This window comes from Sinomonas sp. RB5 (assembly GCF_054063535.1).
In genome coordinates this window covers 226,756-249,018 of the sequence record NZ_JBSSGJ010000005.1, presented here as the reverse complement: position 1 = coordinate 249,018, position 22,263 = coordinate 226,756, and the positions used below count along the sequence as shown (strand labels likewise).

The 22,263-nt window shown below is 70.5% G+C and carries 24 protein-coding genes and 1 pseudogene; 12 read left to right on the top strand and 13 right to left on the bottom strand.

The features are described 5' to 3' along the window. From ACVWWH_RS08600 to ACVWWH_RS08590, 3 genes are all read right to left on the bottom strand, one after another. A partial coding sequence (locus tag ACVWWH_RS08600; RefSeq protein ID WP_457316277.1) for an alcohol dehydrogenase catalytic domain-containing protein occupies positions 1–518 on the bottom strand: 518 nt, incomplete at its 3' end. Positions 519–626: 108 nt separating this feature from the next. Continuing rightward, positions 627–887, bottom strand: coding sequence for a mycoredoxin (locus ACVWWH_RS08595; protein WP_066497999.1), 261 nt, complete (start codon positions 885–887; stop codon positions 627–629). A 76-nt stretch (positions 888–963) separates the two neighbouring features. Beyond that, complete coding sequence (locus ACVWWH_RS08590; RefSeq protein ID WP_457316276.1) at positions 964–1,692, bottom strand: SOS response-associated peptidase; 729 nt, start codon at positions 1,690–1,692, stop codon at positions 964–966. A 147-nt stretch (positions 1,693–1,839) separates the two neighbouring features. Here ACVWWH_RS08590 and thrS point away from each other — a divergent pair, with 147 nt between their 5' ends. The 4 genes from thrS to pdxS are packed head-to-tail and all read left to right on the top strand — an operon-like array spanning position 1,840 to position 6,063. Then, positions 1,840–3,870 carry a threonine--tRNA ligase gene (thrS, locus tag ACVWWH_RS08585; RefSeq protein ID WP_457316275.1) on the top strand — a complete coding sequence of 677 codons (2,031 nt, stop codon included), beginning with the start codon at positions 1,840–1,842 and terminating at the stop codon, positions 3,868–3,870. 1 nt (position 3,871) lies between these two features. Continuing rightward, positions 3,872–4,495 carry an HIT family protein gene (locus tag ACVWWH_RS08580; protein ID WP_457316274.1) on the top strand — a complete coding sequence of 208 codons (624 nt, stop codon included), beginning with the start codon at positions 3,872–3,874 and terminating at the stop codon, positions 4,493–4,495. Continuing rightward, a complete protein-coding gene (gene pgsA, locus ACVWWH_RS08575; RefSeq protein WP_447418981.1) occupies positions 4,485–5,096 on the top strand; it encodes a phosphatidylinositol phosphate synthase in 612 nt (203 codons plus the stop codon). Before ACVWWH_RS08580 ends, pgsA begins: the two co-directional genes overlap by 11 nt. A gap of 58 nt (positions 5,097–5,154) precedes the next feature. Continuing rightward, positions 5,155–6,063, top strand: coding sequence for a pyridoxal 5'-phosphate synthase lyase subunit PdxS (pdxS, locus tag ACVWWH_RS08570; RefSeq protein ID WP_307113785.1), 909 nt, complete (start codon positions 5,155–5,157; stop codon positions 6,061–6,063). Positions 6,064–6,123: 60 nt separating this feature from the next. Here pdxS and ACVWWH_RS08565 read toward each other — a convergent pair whose 3' ends face one another. Both ACVWWH_RS08565 and ACVWWH_RS08560 read right to left on the bottom strand, forming a co-directional pair. After that, on the bottom strand, positions 6,124–6,477 hold the full coding sequence (locus tag ACVWWH_RS08565; protein WP_457316273.1) for an SDR family oxidoreductase: 354 nt from the start codon (positions 6,475–6,477) through the stop codon (positions 6,124–6,126). After that, positions 6,453–6,728 (bottom strand): annotated as a pseudogene (locus ACVWWH_RS08560) (SDR family oxidoreductase); the annotation flags it as partial. The gene ACVWWH_RS08565 and the pseudogene ACVWWH_RS08560, both read right to left, overlap by 25 nt. Here ACVWWH_RS08560 and ACVWWH_RS08555 point away from each other — a divergent pair. After that, the gene (locus ACVWWH_RS08555; protein WP_457316280.1) at positions 6,663–7,352 is read left to right on the top strand and encodes an MmyB family transcriptional regulator; all 690 of its coding nucleotides are present in this window, start codon (positions 6,663–6,665) and stop codon (positions 7,350–7,352) included. The pseudogene ACVWWH_RS08560 and the gene ACVWWH_RS08555 sit on opposite strands and share 66 nt — an antisense overlap. A gap of 132 nt (positions 7,353–7,484) precedes the next feature. Here the strand turns inward: ACVWWH_RS08555 and ACVWWH_RS08550 are convergent, their stop codons facing one another. The 8 genes from ACVWWH_RS08550 to ACVWWH_RS08515 form a co-directional block, all read right to left on the bottom strand. Beyond that, positions 7,485–7,871 (bottom strand): hypothetical protein, encoded by a 387-nt coding sequence (locus ACVWWH_RS08550; protein WP_066497987.1) that lies wholly within the window; start codon positions 7,869–7,871, stop codon positions 7,485–7,487. 408 nt (positions 7,872–8,279) lie between these two features. Then, positions 8,280–9,326 (bottom strand): Ldh family oxidoreductase, encoded by a 1,047-nt coding sequence (locus ACVWWH_RS08545; protein WP_457316272.1) that lies wholly within the window; start codon positions 9,324–9,326, stop codon positions 8,280–8,282. Next, entirely contained in the window at positions 9,323–10,297 is a 975-nt protein-coding gene (locus ACVWWH_RS08540; RefSeq protein WP_141305711.1) for an NAD(P)-dependent oxidoreductase, read from the bottom strand. Before ACVWWH_RS08540 ends, ACVWWH_RS08545 begins: the two co-directional genes overlap by 4 nt. Beyond that, positions 10,294–11,166: an NAD(P)-dependent oxidoreductase gene (locus ACVWWH_RS08535; RefSeq protein ID WP_218030634.1), complete on the bottom strand. Its 873-nt coding sequence runs from the start codon at positions 11,164–11,166 to the stop codon at positions 10,294–10,296. The genes ACVWWH_RS08540 and ACVWWH_RS08535 overlap by 4 nt, the downstream gene beginning before the upstream one ends. After that, positions 11,163–12,650 carry an MFS transporter gene (locus ACVWWH_RS08530; protein ID WP_141305710.1) on the bottom strand — a complete coding sequence of 496 codons (1,488 nt, stop codon included), beginning with the start codon at positions 12,648–12,650 and terminating at the stop codon, positions 11,163–11,165. Before ACVWWH_RS08530 ends, ACVWWH_RS08535 begins: the two co-directional genes overlap by 4 nt. Positions 12,651–12,714: 64 nt before the next feature. Then, entirely contained in the window at positions 12,715–14,139 is a 1,425-nt protein-coding gene (locus ACVWWH_RS08525; RefSeq protein ID WP_066497981.1) for an NAD-dependent succinate-semialdehyde dehydrogenase, read from the bottom strand. 69 nt (positions 14,140–14,208) lie between these two features. Next, positions 14,209–15,372: a UxaA family hydrolase gene (locus ACVWWH_RS08520; protein ID WP_066497980.1), complete on the bottom strand. Its 1,164-nt coding sequence runs from the start codon at positions 15,370–15,372 to the stop codon at positions 14,209–14,211. Beyond that, positions 15,351–15,659 (bottom strand): UxaA family hydrolase, encoded by a 309-nt coding sequence (locus ACVWWH_RS08515; protein ID WP_457316271.1) that lies wholly within the window; start codon positions 15,657–15,659, stop codon positions 15,351–15,353. Before ACVWWH_RS08515 ends, ACVWWH_RS08520 begins: the two co-directional genes overlap by 22 nt. A gap of 153 nt (positions 15,660–15,812) precedes the next feature. Between ACVWWH_RS08515 and ACVWWH_RS08510 the strand changes: the two genes are divergently transcribed. The 7 genes from ACVWWH_RS08510 to ACVWWH_RS08480 all read left to right on the top strand — a co-directional run bounded on the left by ACVWWH_RS08510 (position 15,813) and on the right by ACVWWH_RS08480 (position 22,247). Then, entirely contained in the window at positions 15,813–16,565 is a 753-nt protein-coding gene (locus tag ACVWWH_RS08510; RefSeq protein ID WP_457316270.1) for a FadR/GntR family transcriptional regulator, read from the top strand. Positions 16,566–16,886: 321 nt separating this feature from the next. After that, positions 16,887–18,689: an acetate--CoA ligase gene (gene acsA / locus ACVWWH_RS08505; RefSeq protein WP_457316269.1), complete on the top strand. Its 1,803-nt coding sequence runs from the start codon at positions 16,887–16,889 to the stop codon at positions 18,687–18,689. After that, positions 18,686–19,120 carry a thiamine pyrophosphate-dependent enzyme gene (locus ACVWWH_RS08500; RefSeq protein ID WP_457316268.1) on the top strand — a complete coding sequence of 145 codons (435 nt, stop codon included), beginning with the start codon at positions 18,686–18,688 and terminating at the stop codon, positions 19,118–19,120. The genes acsA and ACVWWH_RS08500 overlap by 4 nt, the downstream gene beginning before the upstream one ends. Continuing rightward, positions 19,003–19,680 (top strand): thiamine pyrophosphate-dependent enzyme, encoded by a 678-nt coding sequence (locus tag ACVWWH_RS08495; protein ID WP_457316267.1) that lies wholly within the window; start codon positions 19,003–19,005, stop codon positions 19,678–19,680. Before ACVWWH_RS08500 ends, ACVWWH_RS08495 begins: the two co-directional genes overlap by 118 nt. Further along, entirely contained in the window at positions 19,677–20,657 is a 981-nt protein-coding gene (locus tag ACVWWH_RS08490; protein ID WP_457316266.1) for an alpha-ketoacid dehydrogenase subunit beta, read from the top strand. Before ACVWWH_RS08495 ends, ACVWWH_RS08490 begins: the two co-directional genes overlap by 4 nt. A 7-nt stretch (positions 20,658–20,664) precedes the next feature. Further along, the gene (locus ACVWWH_RS08485) at positions 20,665–21,996 is read left to right on the top strand and encodes a dihydrolipoamide acetyltransferase family protein (protein ID WP_457316265.1); all 1,332 of its coding nucleotides are present in this window, start codon (positions 20,665–20,667) and stop codon (positions 21,994–21,996) included. Continuing rightward, complete coding sequence (locus ACVWWH_RS08480; protein WP_457316264.1) at positions 21,993–22,247, top strand: phosphopantetheine-binding protein; 255 nt, start codon at positions 21,993–21,995, stop codon at positions 22,245–22,247. Before ACVWWH_RS08485 ends, ACVWWH_RS08480 begins: the two co-directional genes overlap by 4 nt. Positions 22,248–22,263 lie beyond the last annotated feature (16 nt).

The following is a 22,263-nucleotide window of genomic DNA, read 5'->3' as shown; positions in this document are numbered from 1 at the left end:
ATGATGCCGCAGCCGAGCAGGCCCACGGCGGCGGGGTCGACGTCCTCGTCGATCCTGGTGCACTGCCCGGCCGCGACGAGGGTCTTCTCGGCGAAGGAGCCGATGCCCAGGGCGGGGGAGAGGGGGGTGCCGTCGGCCAGGGTCATCTTCTGGGTCGCGTTGTGGGTGGCGAAGCAGTACTGCGGCTGGCCCTTGGCGCAGGCCCGGCACTGCCCGCACACGGCCCGCCAGTTCAGGATGACCCGGTCCCCGGGCTTCAGGTCGGTCACGTCCGGGCCGACCGCGCTCACCACGGCGGTGGACTCGTGCCCGAGCAGGTACGGGTAGTCCTCCCCGATGCCGCCCTGCTTGTAGTGCAGGTCCGTGTGGCACACCCCGCACGTGAGCACGTCCACGAGCGCCTCCCCCGGTCCCGGGTCCGGGACCAGGATCGTCTCCACCGTCGCCGGAGCACCCTTCGAACGCACCACGACGCCCTTCACCTCATGCATCGTGGACTCCTGAGCTGCGCTGGCCATGAAAAAACCTCCCCTGACTCGTCCTACGGTGTGGGGCCATCGTAGGAGGGGCCGGGGGAGGCTGGGCAAACCGGGTCCGAGGCGCAGACCGCCGGACGCCCGCACGCGTCAGAGGCCGAGCTTGGCCTTCACCTGCGCCGCCGAGGGGTTGGTCGCAGCGCTGCCGTCCGGGAACATCACGGTCGGGACGGTCCGGTTGCCGCCGTTGAGCTGCTCGACGAGCTCGGCGGTGCCCTCGACCTCCTCGATGTTCACCTCGGTGTAGCCGATGCCCTGGGCGTCCAGCTGCTTCTTGAGCCGGTTGCAGTAGCCGCACCAGGTCGTCGAGAACATGGTGATGGTGCCGGCGGCCGGGGTGAAGGTGTCCATGGGTGTACTCCTAGGGGTTGGGGATCCGAGCATAGGGAACGCGGGGCGGACGCGGGATATTCCCCGTCCGCGGGCGTCATCGGGCCGCTTCGATGAGTTCCGGACCGTTGTTGCGGACGCTGTTGACCAGGCTCCCGACGATCCGGGGAACCAGGTGGGGCTCGGGCATGGAGTCGATGAGCGCCTTCACGTCCGCCTCGGCCGTGGTCTCCGGGTCGAGCCAGTCCGACCACATCTCGCGCGGGACGATGACCGGGGTGCGGTCGTGGATGTAGCCCAGCGCGTCGGTCGCCGGACCGGTCAGGATGGTGCACGTGCGCAGCCACCGCCCGGGATGGTCGGGCGGCACGGTGGGGTCCGGCCAGTTCTCGAACAGTGCGGCGAAGGCGAGCAGCCCGTCGTCGTCCGCGTGGAGGTAGGTGGGGACCTTCTCGATGCTGCCCGGCTTCGCCGCGCTCTCCCTCTTCTCCCACTCGTAGTAACCGTCCGCGGGGACGAGCGCGCGCTTGGCCGCGGCCGCCTTGCGGAAGGAGGGCTTCTCCGTGACCGTCTCGCGCCGCGCATTGATGAGCCGGGCGGCGCCCTTGGTGTCCTTCGCCCACGGGGGCACGAGTCCCCACCGCGCGGTGACGAGCTTGCGGGAGAGCTCCCCGGTGTCCTTCTCGCGCCGGTCCAGCACGAGGGGCACCGGGTCCGTCGGGGCGATGTTGTAGGAGGGCTCGAGCTCGTCGATGTAGGTCTCGTCGACGTCGAACTCCGCCACCAGGTCGCCCACGGGACGGGCCATGACGTATCTGCCGCACATGGGCCCATTATCGCCAACGGCGCCGGGCGGCCACGAGGCCCCGTCGCCGCCCGGGATGGAGGGTGCGATCCGATAGGCTTGACGCTGGCTGGCTGTGGTCCCCGTATGCCACAAGCTATGAAGCCGGAACATGACGAGGAGAGACCCGTGCCAGAGGCCCAGCAGATGACGATCACCGTTGACGGCGAACCGCGAACCGTGACGGCGGGCACCACGGGAACCGAGCTCTTCGACGGGCACCGCGAGATCGTCGTGATGCGCGTCGACGGCGTCCTCAAGGACCTCGACGAGCCCGTCCCCGACGGCGCCGTGGTCGAGGGCGTCGACATCGCCAGCGAGGACGGGCTCAACGTCCTGCGGCACTCGACGGCGCACGTGATGGCCCAGGCCGTGCAGCAGCTCCGCCCGGGCGCCAAGCTCGGCATCGGCCCGTACATCAAGGACGGCTTCTACTTCGACTTCGACGTCGCCGAGCCCTTCACCCCCGAGGACCTGCGCACCCTCGAGAAGATGATGCTCAAGATCGTCAACCAGAACCAGGTCTTCCGCCGCCGCGTCGTCACCGAGGTCGAGGCCGGCGCCGCCATGGCCGACGAGCCGTACAAGCTCGTCCTCCTCGGGGTCAAGGACCAGGACTCGAAGGCGCACGACGCCGCGGCCAAGGAGGGCGCGAACGTCGAGGTCGGCGCGGGCGAGATCACGATCTACGACAACATCGACCGCAAGAGCGGCGAGGTCATCTGGTGCGACCTGTGCCGTGGTCCGCACCTGCCCAACACCAAGCTCATCTCCAACGCCTTCGCGCTGACCCGCTCAGCGGCCGCCTACTGGCTCGGGAGCGAGAAGAACGTCCAGCTCCAGCGCATCTACGGCACGGCGTGGCCCACCAAGGAGGCCCTCAAGGCCTACCAGGACCGCATCGCGGAGGCCGAGCGGCGCGACCACCGCAAGCTCGGCGCCGAGCTGGACCTGTTCTCCTTCCCCGACGAGCTCGGCTCCGGCCTGCCCGTGTTCCACCCGAAGGGCGGGATCATCAAGCGGGAGATGGAGGACTACGTCCGCCGCCGGCACATCGAGGAGGGCTTCCAGTACGTCGGGACCCCCCACATCTCCAAGGACGGCCTGTTCCACACCTCGGGCCACCTGCCGTACTACGCGGACACCATGTTCCCGCCGCTGCACGTCGACGAGGAGCGCGACGAGGACGGCAACATCACCAAGCCGGGCCAGGACTACCGCCTCAAGGCCATGAACTGCCCCATGCACAACCTCATCTACCGCTCGCGCGGCCGGTCCTACCGCGAGCTTCCGATGCGGCTGTTCGAGTTCGGCCACGTCTACCGGTACGAGAAGTCCGGCGTGGTCCACGGCCTCACCCGCGTGCGCGGCTTCGCCCAGGACGACTCGCACTCCTACGTGACCAAGGAGCAGGCCCCGGCCGAGGTCAAGCACCTGCTGACCTTCATCCTCTCGCTCCTGCGCGACTTCGGCCTCGACGACTTCTACCTCGAGCTCTCCACGCGTGACCCAGAGTCGGACAAGTTCATCGGCACCGACGAGCAGTGGGAAGAGGCCACAGCCGTCCTCGAGCGCGTAGCCCTCGAGACCGGGCTCGAGCTCGTGCCGGATCCGGGCGGGGCCGCGTACTACGGCCCGAAGATCTCGGTCCAGGCCCGCGATGCGATCGGCCGGACGTGGCAGATGTCCACCGTCCAGTACGACTTCAACCAGCCCGCGCGCTTCGGGCTCGAGTACCAGGCCGCCGACGGCACCCGCCAGGAGCCGGTCATGATCCACGCCGCGAAGTTCGGCTCGATCGAGCGCTTCCTGGGCGTCCTCACCGAGCACTACGCCGGCGCCTTCCCGGCGTGGCTCGCCCCCGTCCAGGTGGTCGCCATCCCGGTCGCGGAGGCGTTCAACGACTACCTGTACGACGTCGTGGACCGCCTGAAGAAGGAGGGGATCCGCGCGGAGGTGGACGCGTCGAGCGACCGCTTCCCGAAGAAGATCCGCACCGCGAGCAAGGAGAAGGTGCCCTTCGTGCTCATCGCGGGCGGCGACGACGCCGAGGCCGGGGCCGTCTCGTTCCGCTTCCGGGATGGCAGCCAGGACAACGGCGTGCCCGTCGAGACGGCCGTGCGGCGGATCGTCGAGGCCGTCCGCTCGAGGGCCCTCTGACGTGGCGGGGTCCGGGGGAGCCCAGGGCCAGCAGGCGGAGTCGGCCGTCGGCGAGGCCGCGTCCGACGCCGCCGTGACGGACCCGTTCGAACTGCCCGGGACGCCGGACGCGTTCGGGCGCCTGTGGACCCCGCACCGCATGGCCTACGTCAAGGGCGGGCAGAACCAGTACAAGGACAAGGACTGCCCGTTCTGTTCGGCGCCGGGCCGCAGCGACGAGGAGTCCCTGATCGTGCACCGCGGGCGGACCTGCTACGCGATCCTCAACCTCTTCCCCTACAACCCGGGCCACCTCCTGGTCTGCCCGTACCGGCACGTGGCCGACTACACCGACATCACCGCGGAGGAGACAGCGGAGATGGCGCAGATCACGCAGACGGCGATGCGCGTGATCCGGGCGGTGTCCCGCCCGCACGGCTTCAACCTGGGCATCAACCAGGGGGACGCGGGCGGGGCCGGGATCGCCGCCCACCTCCACCAGCACGTGGTCCCACGCTGGGGAGGGGACGCGAACTTCCTGCCGATCATCGCCCAGACCAAGCAGATCACCCAGACCCTCGACGAGACACGCCGGCTGCTCGCGGAGGCCTGGCAGGGCGAGGGGACGGCCGCGGGTGCTCAATAGGCACGCGCGCGACGCCTTCGGCCGCGTCTTCACCCCGCTCGCGCGGCTGCTGCTGCGCCTGCACGTCTCCCCGGACGCCGTCACGCTCGCCGGAACGCTCGGCGTCACGCTCGGCGCGGTCATCCTCTTCCCGCTGGGCCAGCTGTTCTGGGGCGTCGTGGTCATCACCGCCTTCGTCTTCTCCGACGTCATCGACGGCCTCATGGCGCGCCTGTCGCAGCGGGCGGGCACCTGGGGAGGGTTCCTCGACTCGACCCTGGACCGGGTCCAGGACGCGGCGGTCTTCGGCGGACTCGCCTGCTGGTTCTTCGGCGGCGGCCAGAGCTTTGCGACCGGGGCCCTCGCTGTGGCCTGCCTCGCTCTGGGCAACATCGTCTCCTACGCCCGTGCGAAGGCCGAGTCGCTCGGCTACGCCGCGAACGTCGGCATCGCCGAGCGCGCCGAGCGGCTCGTCTCGACCCTCGTCGTGGCGGGCCTGACGGGCCTCGGCCTGCCCGTGCCGTTCCTGACCTGGACCCTGGCGCTCCTCGCGGCGGCCAGCGCCGTCACAGTGGTCCAGCGGGTGCTCGCGGTGCACCGGCAGGCGGCGCGCCGGGGCTAGACTGAGGTGTCCCCACAGACGTTTTCCAAGCTTTCCGCGCGACAAGAAAGACGAGCACGTGTCTACTGAAGCAAACGCCTCGGCTCCCACGACCGGCAGCAACCGTGTCAAGCGTGGCATGGCCGAGATGCTCAAGGGCGGCGTCATCATGGACGTCGTCAACGTCGAGCAGGCGAAGATCGCCGAGGATGCCGGCGCCGTGGCCGTCATGGCGCTCGAGCGCGTCCCTGCTGACATCCGTGCCCAGGGCGGCGTGTCCCGCATGTCGGACCCGGACATGATCGACTCGATCATCGAGGCCGTCTCCATCCCGGTCATGGCCAAGGCCCGCATCGGTCACTTCGTCGAGGCGCAGGTCCTGCAGTCCCTCGGCGTGGACTACATCGACGAGTCCGAGGTCCTGACCCCGGCCGACTACGAGAACCACATCGACAAGTGGAAGTTCACCGTCCCGTTCGTGTGCGGTGCGACCAACCTCGGCGAGGCACTGCGCCGCATCAACGAGGGCGCGGCCATGATCCGCTCCAAGGGCGAGGCCGGCACCGGCGACGTCTCCAACGCGACCACGCACATGCGCAAGATCCGCGCCGAGATCAAGCGCCTCACCTCCCTGCCCGAGGACGAGCTCTACGTCGCGGCCAAGGAGCTGCAGGCCCCGTTCGAGCTCGTCAAGGAGATCGCCGAGACCGGCAAGCTCCCCGTGGTGCTGTTCACCGCCGGCGGCATCGCCACCCCGGCCGACGCGGCCATGATGATGCAGCTGGGCGCGGACGGCGTGTTCGTCGGCTCCGGCATCTTCAAGTCCGGCAACCCGGCCGAGCGCGCCGCCGCCGTCGTGAAGGCCACGACCTTCTTCGACGACCCCGACATGATCGCCAAGGTCTCCCGCGGCCTGGGCGAGGCCATGGTCGGCATCAACGTCGACGACATCCCGGCGCCCCACCGCCTCGCCGAGCGCGGCTGGTAAGCCTCAGCACGCGAGGTCACTTCGGGCCCACGCCGCCATGGTCTGGCGGCGTGGGCCCGTTCAGTTCACTCCGCCGTTCGCCCGGAGCGTCTGCCCGTTGATCCAGTGCCCGTCCGGGCCGGCCAGGAAGGCGACGGCCTTCGCGATGTCCTCGGGGGTCCCGAGGCGTTCCAGGGGCGCGGCCTTGGCGAAGAACTCGATCTGCTCGGGGCTCTTGCCGTCGAGGAACATCTCGGTGGCGGTCGTCCCGGGCGCGATGGCGTTCACGGTGATGTCGCGTCCGCGGAGCTCGGGGGCGAGGATGAAGGTCATCGCCTCGACGGCCGCCTTGCTGGCTGCGTAGCCGGTGTAGCCCGGCAGGACCCGGCCTATGACGGAGGAGGAGAGGTTCACGATCGCGCCAGCAGGCCGCACGCGCCGGGCGGCCTGCTGGTTGACGATACGGTCCCGAGCACGTTGATGCGCAGCATCCGGTCGAGGTCCTCGAGATTGAAATCGGCCAGTGGAGAGAGCCTCATGCGTGCGGCTGCGTGCACCACGACGTCGACGCCGCCGAAGGCCCGGTCCGCTGCCTCGAACAGTGCCGCGACCGCGAGCGGATCGGAGACGTCGGCCGCCACGGGGAGGGCATCGCCGGCGTCCTCCAGCTCGACGACGACGCGACGGCCTACCTCCTCAGCCTCGGTGAACCGCGGCCACGTCGCCGGAGGCGTGCGCCCCGCCGAGAATCGGTCCCTGCGGGCGTCGCCATGCTGGTGGCCACGCTTCCCCTGCCGGCCTTCGTCGAGGGCCGCTACTTCGACGTCCTCGCCGCCAACTCACTGGCCACCGCGCTCTCGCCCCGCCTGGCCGTCGGCCGCAACCGGCTCAGGGACGTCTTCCTCGACCCCGCGGAGAAGGACCCTTATCCGGACTGGGAGAGCGCGACCGAGCGACTGGTGGCCGGCTTCCGGCAGTCCGTCGGCACCGACACTCATGACCAGCGCTTCATCGGACTCGTCGGCGAACTCTCACTGGCCAGCCCTCACTTCCGGGCCCTGTGGGCGCGCCACGAGGTCCGCGAGCGCGAGGGCGCCGAGATGCGACTGGAGCATCCACAGCTCGGCGAACTGCGTCTCCACCGCGAGAAGCTCGCCGTCAGCGGCCCTTCGGGCCAGATGCTCGTCATCTACCACGCCAGCCCCGAAGGCCCCGCCGCCGAAAAGCTCCAGCTCCTCGACTCCCTCACCAAGCCGTCGCTGCCGACGCCGCGGGGCCTGAAGGCGACGCCTCCAGATTCGCATGCCTGAGGACCGTACCGCCTTGCGGTACCCGCATAGGAGCTCATCGCCGCGAGAGCAGCTCCGCCATGACGATGTGCTTACCCCGTCCTTGGGGCGACAGGCCGCCATGTCAGCAGCACCGCTGGACGTGGGTCGAGCCTAGACGGCGGGCTCCAGACCGCCGAGGATGCCCAGCACGGTCTTGCAGGGCCACGGCTCGTGGCAGGCTGCGCAGGGCATTCCCAGCAGCTCCCCGGCTGGAGCGTGGATCTCCAGCATGAGCTCGCAGGCCGGGAGCGGGTCCCGCGTGTGCGACATGCCGCGCCGCCGCGCCTCGTACAGCATCTCGAGCATGGTCTCGTGAAGCGGCTGGGCCGGCTCAGGGCGCGGCAGGGCGATGACATTCCCCGTGAGCAGCGATGGGGAGACCGGGGGCGTCCTTGGGGCCGGCGGCGGGTCGGCCTTCGCCGCGGGCGGCCGCGCGGGGACGAGCCTGCTGACGCCGGTGATCTGCAGCGCGAGCTCGCGGCGACTTCTGAGGTCCAATGGTGCCCCCGACCGGGTGGTGATGGGGTGGCGGAGGTGCCACCGGGAGCAACGTTACCTAAAGTTGCATCACCATTGCTGCTTTTCCGTGGTGGTGGTGCGGGAGCGTCAGTGCACGTCCCGCAGCAGGCCAGCCCCGGCGGGCTGCCGGAGACGAGGGGCATGCCCGATGCCCAGATCGGTGAGGCGCTCGCTCTGCCAGGGAGCGGCTCACCGGCGGTCTCTCATCGATGATCTCTCCCGTCACGTGATCGATCATCTCGATGGTGTCGGTTATGGCCCTTCCTTTCGGCCAGGCCACGCCATTCACACCGTCAATCAGACAGTCCCCGCCGCTGCTTTGGCCGTTCCGGTATTTCTGGCCGGTAGCACCTTCAGTCGAGACGTCGTGAAGCGTCCTGAAGCGGCTCAGGGTGTGGCTGTGGGGCCGTCGGCTGTGGGGGCGGTGGCCCTTTGGCGTTCCCGGAGGCCTTCGAGTAGTTCGTCTTGGACGTCGACAACCAGATGGGGGCCTATTCGGCTGGGGGCGAGTCTGCGGGCTCCGGGGACACGTCCTCCTGCAGCGTCTGTGGCCGCGGCGAGGGCGGCGAAGCGTTGGAGGGCGGCCTCGGGGTCGCCTCCTGCGTCAGTCGTGGCCGGATCTATCAGGAGGAGCAGGTGGGATATCCCCTGTGGGCGGCCGAGACTGTTCTGGTCGAAGAAGTCCGGCATGTCCTTGGAGAGGCTGGGGCCGACGAGGCCTGCGGTGAGGGCTTCCACGAGGAAGGCGAGTGCGAAGCCCTTGGCGCCTCCCAAGGGGGAGAGCATCCCGAGGAGTGCTTCTTCGGGGTCGGTGGTCGGCCGCCCTGCGGCATCGAGTGCCCACCCTTCGGGCAGGGATTCTTTGCGGTTGGCGTAGTCGGCGATCTTGCCGCGGGCCACTGTGCTCAGGGCGAGGTCGACGATCGCCGGCTGTGGGGTAAGTGGGAATCCCGCGGCGATCGGAGAGGTGGAGAGCAGGCGCTGGTTCCCTCCCCACGGGGGGAGCACTGCCGGGCCGCAGGAGAATGCAAGGCAGACGAGGCCTGCTTCGGCTGCGTCGGCCGCGTAGACGCCGAGGGCGCCGCAATGGCCCGAGTTGCCGATGGCGATGGCGGCGATGCCGAACTGCTTCGCGCGCGGCGTCCCGAGCTCTACGGCGCGGCTCATCTGCCAGTGGCCCAGGCTGGTCGCCCCGTCCAGGACCAGGAGCGCGCCGAGGTCCGTGACCGTGGTCAGCTCGGCGTCGGGATCGTAGCCTCCGGCGAGGGTGCGGTCGAGGTAGAGGGGGAGCCTGAGCAGGCCGTGCGAGCTCAGCCCCCATGCTTCTGCGAGTCCGAGCGCCCGGGCGACTGCTGCTGCCTTGGGCCTGTCGTAGCCGACGGCGAGCAGCAGGTCTGTGGCGAGTCCGACGGCGTCTGCGTACCTGATCTTCATGCCACGGTCTCCCGGACGGGGACTACGTGGCGTCCCACTGCGCAGGTCGCCTGTCCGCCGTCGAGCACGGTGCTGATCTGGTCGCAGAGGATCTCACCGATCCGCTGCTGTGCCTGCACACTGATCCCGGCCACGTGGGGGGTCAGGATCACGTTCGGCAGCGTTTCGAGGGCGCCTGTGATGGGCGGCTCCTTCGCCCGCACGTCGAGTCCGGCTCCCCCCAGCCGGCCGGTGGTGAGGGCTTCGAGCAGCGCGGACTCGTCGACGACTTCGCCTCGCCCCACGCTGATCAGGAGGGCGCCGCGGGGGAGGAGGGCGAGCCGGTGAGCGTCCAGGAGCCGGTCGGTCGCCGGGGTGTGGGGCAGGTGGACGCTGAGCACGTCGGCCCGGGAGAGGACATCGTCGAGGGGGGCGAGCTCGAGCCCGATCTCGAGGACCTCGGGGTGGTCGGGGCCGATGTAGGGGTCGTAGGCAACGACGTCCATCCCGAGTGACCGGGCCAGTCGTGCTGTCGCACGGGCGGTGGCTCCGGCTGAGAGCAGGCCCCAGGTGCGGCCCTTGAGCTCCTGGGTGGGGGTACGGTCCCAGCCTCCGGCTTTGGTGGAGGTGCTGGAGGGGATGAGGGACTTGGACAGTGCCAGGGCCATGGCGAGGGCGTGTTCTGCGACGCTGGATGCGTTCGCCCCGAGCGGGGCGACGACGACTACTCCTGCCCGGTCGGCGGCGTCCAGGTCGATGTTGTCCAGGCCCACCCCGGCCCGAGCCACGACCTTCAGGGACGGTGCGGCCTCCAGGAACGCCTGGTCGACCTGGGTGCGGTTCCGGACGATGACGGCTTCGGCGTGGGCGAGGAGTTCTCGGAGCCGCTCGGGAGAGCTCCACGCCTCCGCGTCGCGGCGGAGGCTCCGGGCTGCGGCGAGCTTGTCGTAGGCGGGGCCGGTGACGTCTTCGGTGACGACGACGGTGCTCATCGTTGCTCTTCGGCGTCGGGCTGGATGAGCTTGAGCATGGAGACCACGTCCTCGCGTCCGTAGCCGCGGGTCGAGGCGGAGATCAGCTGTGCGAGGGCGGCGGAGCCCACCGGGACGGGGATGCGCCAGGACAGGGCGGAGGCCACGGCGAGGCCGACGTCCTTGACGGCGAGGTCGACCCCGAACCGGGAGGTCCAGTCCTGCTCGAGCATCCATGGCAGCCGCAGGTCGGACTGGAAGGAGCGGGCCCCGGTGTCGGCCAGGGCCTCGGCGAAGGCATCCGGGGAGATTCCGGCCTTGAGCGCGACGGCGAGCCCCTCGGCGAGGATCGCGACGTTGGCCATGCCGATGAAGTTGGAGATGAGCTTGAAGGCGGTCGCGGCCTCGACGGTGCCGAAGTTGTAGGTCTTCTCGCCCATCCAGTCCAGCAGCGGTTCGATCGTGGCCACCGCGTCGGGGGCGCCTCCGACGAAGAGCGGGATCTGGCCGTTCTCGGCGTGGGCCGGCGTCTTCCCCAGGGGGCAGGCCACGAAGGGTCTCCGGAACTCGGTGCACAGGTCCAGGACAGTGCGGGCCGACTGTGGGTCGATCGTGGAGATGTCAACGATGACGGTGTCCTCGTCGGTCCTGGGCAGGATCTGGCGGATGGTGTCGAGGACCAGCGGGACGGTCGGCAGGCTGGTGAGGACGACGTCGGCGCCCGTCACCGCTGCCTCGAGCGAGTCGGAGCCGGTGGCGCCGGCCTCCACGCACTTCTCGACCGCTGCGGGGGACGGGTCGTAGACGGTGACGGCGAAGTCGGAGTTGGCCGCGATGCGGCGGGCGACGGCGCCGCCCATGTTTCCGGCGCCGATGCAGCTGATCTTCACAGCGTGGCCTCTTTCGTTGTTCCGGTGGTTTTCGTGTTTCCGGTGGCTGGGCGGGTCTTCTGCGGGGGCACCGTCTCGTAGTCCTCTGCGTCGACGTCGGCCCGGGTGGGTTCCCAGCGGATGCTGAGCAGGGCGATGAGGCCGATGAGGGGGGCGAGGGCGACGACCAGGAAGACGCGGGTTCCCAGCTGGTGCACCAGGACGGGGAAGAACAGCAGCGAGATGGTCGAGCCCACCCGCAGGACGGCCTGTCCGAAGCCGGCGCCGGTACCGCGCAGGGATGTGGGGTAGCTCAGGGTGGCCATGGTCATTCCTTGGGCGCCGGGTCCGGCGGAGTGGAAGTAGACGAAGACGCCGAGGAGCAGGCCGATGATGATCCCTGCTCCGAAGGATGTGGGGCGTCCGAGCAGGCCGAGTGCTACCAGCACGCCGAAGCAGACGAGGAACCCGATGAAGGTCAGCATCCAGGAGCCGAATCTGCGGATGAGGATGACCCCGGCGAAGCCGCCGGTGACCCCGAAGAGGAAGTTGAACAGCAGAGGCATCGTGATCGTCGCCAGGAGGTTCATGGACATGAAGGTGCCGATGATGAACGGCAGGAAGAAGCCGACGGCGTAGTACTGCATCGACTGGCAGGCCCCGACGATGCCGACCAGGATGGTCCGCCGCCGGTACCGGGGGCTCCAGAGGGCCTTGATGCCAGCCAGGGGCGACTTGGCGAGCTTCGGCGGGTACTGCAGCTCTGATTCGGGGGCGAGCTGGACGTCGGCGCGGTAGGACTTCTTCAGGATCTCGACCGCCCCTGCCAGATCACCCTGGTTCGCTGCCCAGGAGGCGGATTCCTCCATGTAGCGCCGCCGGACCAGAAGAACGATCAGCGCTGGCACGGCGCCGAAGCCCACGGCGCAGCGCCACAGGAGCTCGCTCTGGACGGACTGCGGGATCAGGAAGTAGAGCGGCAGGAGGACGGCGAAGCTCGTGCCGGTCGCGACGTACCACATGGGCTGCCACAGCGTGACCCGGCCGCCCTTGCCCTTGCGGGCGGTGTATTCGGCGACGAAGGCCAGCGCCACGGGGAAGTCGAGCCCGATTCCCAGGCCCATGGCGAACCTGAAGACGATCAGGGACACCGCGTTCCAGGCCAGGGCGCAGCCTATGGCGGCGCCGACGAAGAAGAGCATGTCGGCCATGAACATCTTGTAGCGGCCGATCCGGTCTACCAGGTAGCCGCCGGAGACGGCTCCCAGAAGGGCGCCGATCATGATCGAGGATGCGACGATGCCTTCGGTCCAGGCGTCGATGTGGAAGGTCGCGGTGATGTCCTTGAGCCCGAAGGCCACCGAGGTGAAGTCGTAGGCGTCGATGAAGATGCCGCCGAGGGCGATGATGACGATCGCCACCTCGTTGCCTCCGCGCACAGCGCCCGAGTTGACCGCGTCGACGACGTCGCGCGCGCTCCTGATGATCAATGCTTGTCCTGCCATGACTCTCCGCTCCTTTGCGGGTGAGGATGGTTGTGGGTCCCGCGCGGGGCACGGGGTGGGGGAGTCAGATCCCGATGGAGAGGTAGCGGGTCTCTTCGAATTCCTCGAGGCCCAGGCTCCCTCCCTCACGTCCCAGGCCCGACTGCTTGGTCCCGCCCATGGGGGCGAACGCCACAGTGGGCAGGGCGTTGTTGATGCCGGTGATCCCGACGTCGAGCTGCTCGCCGACGCGCCAGATCCTTGCCTGGTCGCGGGTGTAGAAGTAGCCGGCGAGGCCCATCTCGGTGGCGTTGGCCCGCTGCAGGACTTCCTCTTCGTCCTCGAATCGGAAGATCCCCGCCGCCGGGCCGAAGACTTCCTCTGTGGCCAGGCCGACACGGTCCGGGACGTCGACCAGGATCGAGGGCGCGCAGAACGCGCCCTCGGGCAGGCTGAAGTCGCGGGTGACCTTCTTCGCGCCGGCGTCGAGGGCCTCTTCGACCAGCCCGTTGACCGCCCGGACCCTCCGATGGTCGATGCATGCGGCCAGGTCGGGCACCGGCGAGGCCAGCCCGTCCCCGATGCTCATGGCGTCCACGGCGGCCGAGAACCTGGCGACGAAGTCGTCGTGGACGGAGGCGTGGACGAAGAACCGGTTGGCGCCGATGCAGGACTGGCCGGTGTTGCGGAACTTGGCCAGCATCGCGCCGGTCACCGCGGCGTCGAGGTCGGCGTCGTCGAACACGATGAACGCCGCGTTCCCCCCGAGCTCCAGGAGCGGCCGGACGACTCGGCTGCTTGCCTGGGACATGATCTTCCGCCCGACCGGGGTGGAGCCGGTGAACGACACGACCCGGACCGCGGGGTGGTCCAGGAACGCGCCGGTGATCTCTGCGGGCGCGCCGTGCACCAGGTTGACCGTCCCCGGCGGCATGCCCGCATCGGTGAGGCATCGGACAAGCTCTGTTGCCGCGAGCGGCGCCTGCTCGGAGACGCGGGCGACGACGGTGCAGCCGGCGGCCAGGGCGGGGGCCAGTTTGCGCGCCGGGATCGAGCAGGGGAAGTTCCAGGGCGTGAGGCTGGCGACCACTCCGGCGGGCCGGCGGAAGGTGAGGTGACGGCGCTCCTGTGCCTCCTGGGGGTGCACCGCGCCGTGCGGGCGTCGCACTTCCTCCGCGAACCAGCGGAAGTACTCGGCGGAGAAGCGGACCTCCCCGACCGCCTCGGGCAGCCGCTTCCCTGCCTCTCTGGCCAGCAGCAGGCCGATCTCCTCGGCCCTGGCCGAGATCAGCTCCGCGGCCCGGTGGAGCAGGTCGGCGCGGACCCTGGCGGGGGTGCCGCCCCACGCAGGCAGTGCGGCAGCGGCGGCGTCGGCCGCGGCCTGGGCATGCTCGAGGCCGCCATACCCGATCCGGCCGACGACGGAGCCGTCCACCGGGTTGAGCACGTCGACGTGCTCAGTGGTGTCCTGCCAGACGCCATCGATCAGATTGGTCAGTTCTTGCGACATGTCTTTCCGTTCCTGGGTGTTCTGCAGGGTGCGCCGGGGAAGGGCGGCCGCCCCTCCCCGGCGCGGGGATCAGGCGCTCGGGTACAGCCTGGTCATGACGAACTCCCGGTGGCCGAGCACCTCGTTGCACGTCAGACGCCCGTTCACGGTGCGGTCGATGACCTCCATCAGCTGGTCCCCGGCCGAGCTGAGGTCGTACTCGCGCCGCAGCAGTCCTGAGCAGTCCACGTCCATGTGCTCGCTCATGGTCTCGGCCGTGAGCGGGTTTGCCGTGATCTTGACCACCGGTTCGATCGGGTTGCCGATCACGTTGCCCTGCCCTGTGGGGAACAGGTGCACGACGGCCCCGGCAGCGGCCATGAGCGTGATGCACTCGGCGGCCGCAGACGAGGTGTCCATGAAGTACAGGCCGGGGCCGGCCCCCGGGGCCTCGGCCGAGTCGAGCACGCCGACGACGGGCTTGGTTCCGGTCTTGGCGATGTTGCCCATCGCCTTCTCCTCGATCGTGGACAGGCCGCCCCGGATGTTGCCCTGAGTCGGCTGGGAGCCGAGCAGGTTCGCCCCCGTGCGCTCGACGACGTCGATGTAATTGTCGTAGATGGCCTGGAACCGCTGGCGCACGGCGTCGTTCACGCACCGCTCCGCGATCAGATGCTCTCCGCCGGTCAGCTCGGTCGTCTCCCCGAAGAGCACGGTCCCGCCGGCATCGACCCATCGGTCGACGGCCTCGGCCGTCGTGGGGCACGACCCCAAGCCGCTGGTCGTGTCGGACTCGCCGCACTTGATCGACATCATGATCTCGCGGCGCTCGACCGGCTCACGGTACTTCTCAGAGTCCTCCTGCAGGAACGCCGCTGCCGCCCGGGAAGCCTTCTCGATCGTCTTGAGGTCCCCGTTGCGTTCGATGGAGAAGCCCTGGACCTTCTTCCCGGTCTTGGCGATCCCCTCCACGATGAGCTGGGTCCAGTTCGGCTCGATGCCGATCACGACCACGGAGGCCACGTTGGCGTTCGAGCCGGTTCCGATCAGTGTGCGGAAGGTCAGGTCCAGGTCCGGTCCGAACTGGAGGCGTCCATAGGCATGGGGCAGCGCCAGCGTGCCCGGGACCACCTTGGCCACCGCCTCCGCCGCTGCATTGGAGAGGTCATCCACGGGCAGGATGACTGTGTAGTTCCGGATGCCGACCGATCCGTCCTCGCGACGGTATCCGCTCAGGCCACGCTGTTCTGCCACCGGGCGCTCCTTACATTGTGGATGTGGACGTACGAGCCGCGGCTGATGTCCTCCGTGGCGATACCGATCCGTAGCCCGTACTCGATGACGTCGTCGCCGGCCTTGATGTCGGCCAGTGCAAGCTTGTGCCCCAGCGGGACGGGGTCGTGGAGCTCGACGGTCACCGAGGCCGGGCCGCGCAGGTACCCGCCCTCGACGAGGCCGGGCTCCAGGTCCCGCACTGCCACTGCCACGACGTCACCGTCGTAGTGCGCCAGGAAGCCGGGCTCCCCTGATGCGTCTGTCATGTGTCCTCCTTAGTGGAAAGAGGTCTTACCTCTTGCTCCGAAAGTCTGCCACGCTGTGACGAGGGGCACAACCCCATCTGGAAGATATTTCGGAGAAAACAGGTAAGGTGGTCTTACCTTCGAGACGGTGTGTGCTCGAGTGACAGGAGGGGAATGATGCAGGCTCAGGAGGCGTGGGCGCCGGTCCGGCAGGGCAGCGTGTCCGAGCTGGTCATGCGGCGGATCCTCGACGTCATCGCGAGCGAGCACCTGCATCCTGGCGACAGGCTCCCTCCCGAACGTGAACTCGCAGCGAAGCTGGGCGTCGGGCGGCCGTCGCTGCGGGAGGCGCTCGGTGCGCTGAAGGCCCAGGGGCGGGTGGACGTCCGGCACGGGAGCGGGGTCTTCGTCGCCGACCCGGAGCCCACCCGCAAGCTGCGCGCAGCCCTCTACGGCGAGGACATCGCCATCGAGGAGCTCTACGACATGCGGGAAGTGCTGGAGGTGCCGGCAGCGGCCTGGGCGGCCAGCTACCGCGACCCGGCAAAACTCGAGGCCGTCAGCGCTGCCCACGAGAGCCTCGCAGCCGCAAGCTCCGAGGCTGAGGTGGACTGGCGTCGCCTTCAGGAGCTCGATGCAGCCTTCCACCTGCGCATCGTCGAAGCCGCAGGCAACCGCTTCCTCGCCCAGACCCAGGGCGTGCTGCAGGAAATCCTCTCCCGGGGCATCGAGACCACCCTGCGGATGCCCGGGCGCCTTGAGAAGTCGCGGGTAGAGCATCGGCGCATCTTGGACGCGATACTCGCCGGAGACCCCGCCGCGGCCAAACGGGCCGTCCGGGCGCACATCCGCGGCGCGCGCAAGGCCGCGCTCCAGCGGCTCCACGAGGAGCCCACAGACGGCAACGAGTCCGGGCAGGCCAGCTAGGGGGGTGCGGTGAGCCCCAGGCCCCGATGCGCCGCCTGCTCAGGGAGCTCAAGGGCAGGACGTCCTGTCAGGACATCTCGTCGGAACGAAGGAACCATAAGGCGAACAGTGGCTTCGCCGCCTCGATCTCGCCAGGGCGCTCCGCTCGAAGATCTGCCATGTGCCGTCCGAGATCCGAGTGCGGCTGCCGCGTTGCGGACGCCCACTGTGGACACCGGCATCAACGTCGACGACATCTTCGAGCCCCACCACCGCGCCGGGCCCCGCCGCGGGGACTTTAGGCACTGGGCCGGCCCGGATCGCCGGGCGTGTCATGGTGAGGTGAGCGCCGAGACACCGACGGGCACCGTGTGGCCCACGATCCACAAGGATCCGTCCGCGCTCGCAGTCCCCCCGCACCTGGCGGACTACGCGCGCGAATGCTCGTCCTTCACCTGGCAGGGAGCCCGCCAGCACCTCGACGGGCTGCCTGGGGGCGCCCTCAACATCGCCCACGAGGCCGTCGACCGGCACGCCGTCGGGCCACGGGCCCAGCACGAGGCGCTGCGCTTCGTGCGCGCGGACGGTGCGGTCGAGTCGCTCACCTACGCGGTCCTCGCCGAGCGGACGGCCCGGTTCGCCGGCCTCCTCAGGGCCCTCGGCCTTAAGGAGGGCGCCCGCGTCTTCTCGCTCCTGGGCAGGCGCCCCGAGCTGTACACAGCCGTCCTGGGGACGCTCAAGGCAGGCGGCGTGTTCTGCCCCCTGTTCTCCGCGTTCGGACCCGACCCCGTCCGGCAGCGGCTGCGCCTCGGCGGCGCCCAGGTGCTCGTCACCACGCGGTCGCTGTACCGGAAGAAGGTCGCGGCCCTCCGGCCCGACTGCCCGGACCTGCGCCACGTGCTCCTCGTCGACGCGGACGGCGACCCCGAGCCGGACACGCTCGATCTGGCCGCGCTCCTGCAGACGGCCGAGCCCCTCGCCGAGACGGTGCCGACCCGGCCGGGGGACTACGCCCTCCTGCACTTCACGAGCGGGACCACCGGAACGCCCAAGGGCGCCCTGCACGTCCACGAGGCGGTGGTGGCCCACTGGGCCACGGGGCGCTATGCGCTCGATCTCCACCAGGGGGACGTCTACTGGTGCACCGCGGACCCGGGCTGGGTCACCGGCACGTCATACGGGATCATTGCCCCCCTCGTCCACGGGGTCACCGCGGTCGTCGACGAGGAGGAGCTCGACGTCGACCGCTGGTACCGCATCCTCGCCGCGGAACGGGTGGGCGTCTGGTACACCGCCCCGACTGCGCTGCGGATGCTGATGAAGGCCGGCGCCGAGCGCGCCTCGGGCCACGACCTTTCGGCGCTGCGCTTCGTCGCCAGCGTCGGCGAGCCGCTCAACCCCGAGGTCGTGCTGTGGGGGCAGGAGGCGCTGGGGCTGCCCGTGCACGACAACTGGTGGCAGACCGAGACCGGCGGCATCATGATCTCCAACTACGCCGCCATGGACATCCGCCCGGGATCGATGGGCAGGCCGCTGCCCGGGGTCGAGGCGACCGTGCTGCAGCGGGACCGGGACGGGCGCCCGGTGCTCGAGCACGGCGAGGCGCTGCCCGTGGAGCACCCCGGGGAAGTGGGCGAGCTCGCGCTGCGGCCCGGCTGGCCCTCGATGTTCCGCGGCTACCTCAACGAGGACGAGCGCTACCGCAAGTGCTTCGTCGGCGGCTGGTACCTCACCGGCGACCTCGCGACCCGGGACGCCGACGGGTACTACTGGTTCGTGGGCCGCGGCGACGACGTGATCAAGTCCTCCGGCCACCTCATCGGCCCCTTCGAGGTCGAGAGCGCCCTCATGGAACACCCCGCCGTGGCGGAAGCCGGGGTCATCGGCGTGCCAGACCCCGTGGCGGGGGAACTGGTCAAGGCCTTCCTGGAGCTGCGCCCGGGGTACGAGGGCGACGAGGCCCTCCGCCTCGACATCCTCGGCTTCGCGCGCCGCCGCCTGGGCGCCGCGGTGGCCCCCCGCGAGATCGACTTCGTGGCGGCCCTGCCGCACACCCGCAGCGGCAAGGTGCTCCGCCGCCTCCTGCGCGCCCGCGAGCTGGGCCTGCCGGAAGGCGATGTCTCCACCCTCGAGGCCCGGCCATGACGGCGCCCGCGGACGCCGCGGCGGCCGACCCCGGCAGCCCCCGCGCGCTCCTGAGGGCGATGCTGCGGGTGCGGCGCCTCGAGGAGGCGTGCGTGCGGCTCTACACCGAGCAGAAGATCCGCGGGTTCCTCCACGTGTCCATCGGCGAGGAGGCCGTCGTCGCGGGCGTCACGAGTGCCCTCGAGCCGGGGGACGCGATCGTGGCCACCTACCGGGAGCACGGGCACGCCCTCTTGGCCGGCATCCCGGCGAGGAAGCTCATGGCCGAGATGTACGGCCGTGCCGAGGGTGCAGCCACGGCCGCGGCGGGTCCATGCACCTGTTCGACGCCGACGCGCGCTTCTTCGGCGGCAACGCGATCGTGGCCGGGGGCCTGCCCCTCGCCGTCGGGCTGGCCCTCGCCGATGCGATGCAGGGCCGCGACCGCGTGACGGTGTGCTTCTTCGGCGAGGGCGCGATGGCCGAGGGGGAGTTCCACGAGAGCATCAACCTCGCGGCCCTGTGGCGCCTGCCCGTGCTCTTCTGCTGCGAGAACAACCTCTACGCCATGGGGACCGCCCTCGCCCGCTCCGAGTCGCAGACCGACCTCGCGCTCAAGGCCTCCTCCTACGGCGTCCCCTCGTGGGAAGTCGACGGGATGGATGTCCTCGCCGTGGCCGACGCCGCGAGGAAGGCCGTCGACTCGGTCCGGGCCGGGGGCGGCCCGTACTTCCTCGAGCTGCGCACCTACCGCTTCCGCGCCCACTCGATGTTCGATCCCGAGCGCTACCGCGAGCGGGCCGAGGTCGCCGCCTGGATGGAGCGCGACCCGATCCCGCTCCTGCGCTCGTCCCTGACCTCCGCCGGCGACCTGGACGACGCCGGGTGGGCCGCGCTCGAGCGCGAAGCCGAGGACGAGGTCCAGGACGCCATCGCGTTCGCCGAGGCGGGCACCCTCGAGCCCATCGAGACCCTGGAGCGCTTTGTGTACAGCGAGGGGCGCGCACCGTGAAGACGACCTACCGGGAGGCCATGCGCGCAGCCCTCCGCGAGGCTCTGCAGCGCGACGACCGGGTGTTCCTCATGGGCGAGGACGTGGGCGCCTACGGCGGCTGCTACGCGGTGAGCCTGGGCCTGCTCGAGGAGTTCGGGCCCGAGCGCGTCCGCGACACCCCCCTGTCGGAGTCCGGCTTCGTCGGCGCAGGCATCGGGGCGGCCCTGAACGGCATGCGGCCCATCGTCGAGATCATGACCGTGAACTTCAGCCTCCTGGCCCTGGACCAGATCGTCAACAGCGCCGCGTCCCTGCTGCACATGTCCGGGGGCCAGTTCAACGTCCCCCTCGTGATCCGCATGACCACGGGCGCGGGGCGGCAGCTCGGCGCCCAGCACTCCCACAGCCTGGAGGGCTGGTACGCCCACATCCCGGGCCTGCGCCTGCTCGCCCCCGCGACCCTCGAGGACGCCCGCGGGATGCTCTGGACGGCCCTGGCGGATCCGGACCCGGTCCTCATCTTCGAGCACGGCTCGCTGTACGCGGCCGAGGGCGAGCTGGCCGACGACGCCGGCCCCGTCGGGATCGATCGCGCCGAGATCCGGCGGCCGGGCACCGACGTCACGCTCATCACGTACGGGGGCACCCTCCCGCTCACGCTCGACGCCGCCGCGCAGCTCGCCGAGCGGGGCGTGGCCGCGGAGGTCATCGACCTGCGCACGCTGCGCCCGCTCGACGAGGAGACGATCCTCGCCAGCGTTTCACGCACCCACCGGGCGGTCATCGTCGACGAGGCGTGGCGCAGCGGCAGCCTCTCGGCCGAGATCGCCGCCAGGATCGCGGAGAAGGCCTTCTACGAGCTCGACGCCCCCGTGGCCCGCGTCTGCGGGGCGGAGGTGCCCATGCCCTACCCCAAGCACCTCGAGGAGGCCGCCCTGCCCTCCGCCCCCCGGGTGGTCGCCGCGGCGCTCGAGGCGGTGGCCACCCGTGCATGAGCTGCGCATGCCCTCGCTCGGGGCGGACATGGAGCACGGCAAGGTGGTCGAATGGCTCGTGCATCCGGGCGACACGATCCACCAAGGAGACCTCGTCGCGGTCGTCGACACGGACAAGACCCTCATGGACGTCGAGTCCTTCGAGGACGGCGTGGTGAGCGGCTACCTCGTGGACCTCGCCGAGACCGTCCCGGTCGGGACGCCCATCCTGAGCCTCGCGGAACCGGGGGAAGAGGCGGGCCCCCGGGACGAGGGGCGACCCGCGGACGAGGGCGGCCCCGCTCCCACCGCACCGTCCGTCGCTGCCGTACGGTCCGTCCCCGCTGCGCCGTCCGTCCCCGCCGCGCCGCCGGCGGAGGCAGAGGCGGCCGGCGCGCCGCCTGCGGTCCCGCGGCCGACGCCGGCCGGCCGGCGCGTGCGGTCCTCGCCCCTCGCGCGCCGGCTCGCGGCCCAGCTCGGCATCGACCTCGCCACCGTGGCCGGCACGGGCCAGCAGGGAAGCATCTCCGAGGCCGACGTCCGCAGGGCCGCGGCCGCCGCCCCTGGCCTCCCCGCTCCCGGCGCGCCCCTCGCCGGCCCCCCGGAGCACGCCGCTCCGCCACCCACGCCACCGCAGGAGCCGGCCGCCGCCCCCGCCGCGGAGGCCCCCGCTGCGGTGGCCCCCGCAGAGGGGCGCACGGCCAGCCTGCGCGCGTCCCTCGGTGCCCTCATGGCCAAGTCCAAGGCCACGATCCCGCACTACTACCTGAGCACGACCCTCGACGTCGCCCGGATGGGTGCCGTCCTGCAGGAGCGCAACCTGGCCCGGCCCGTCTCCGACCGCCTCGTCCCCGCGGCCTTCCTGCTCAAGGCCGCGGCCGTCGCGGCCAAGGAGGTCCCGGGCATGAACGGGTACTGGACCGACCACGGCTTCGACCCGAGCGACCGCGTGCACCTCGGCGTCGCCGTCGCCCTGCGCGGGGGCGGCCTCGTGGCCCCGGCGCTGCTCGACGCCGATACCCTCAGCGTGGACGAGCTCATGCAGAAGCTGCGCGACCTCGTGGCCCGCGCGCGGGCGGGACGCCTCGCACGGACGGAGATGGCCAGCGCCACGATCACGGCCACGAGCCTCGGCGACCTCGGGGTCGACGCCGTGTTCGGCGTGATCGTGCCCCCGCAGGTGGCCATGGTGGGGCTCGGGAGGGTGGCCGAGCGGCCCTGGGCGGAGAACGGCATGCTCGGCGTCCGGATGGCCGCCACGGCAACCCTCTCCGCCGACCACCGGGTGAGCGACGGCCTCGGCGGCAGCCGCTACCTCACCCGGCTCCAGGAGCTCCTGCTCACCCCGGAGGACCTATGACACCCGTGGACCCCCGCGCGGCCGTCGCCGCGGCGCTGCGCCAGATCGCACCCGAGATCGACCCGCAGACGCTGGACGACTCGGACCGGCTCCGACAGGACCTCGACCTCGATTCCCTCGACTTCCTGCGGCTCATCGAGCAGCTGGCAGCGGCGACCGGGATCGACATCCCCGAACGCGACTATCCGGCGGTGGCCACCGTCGGCGGCCTCGTCGCCTACCTGGCCGCGCACCAGCAGCCCAGGCCCTGACGGCCCTGACGGGACG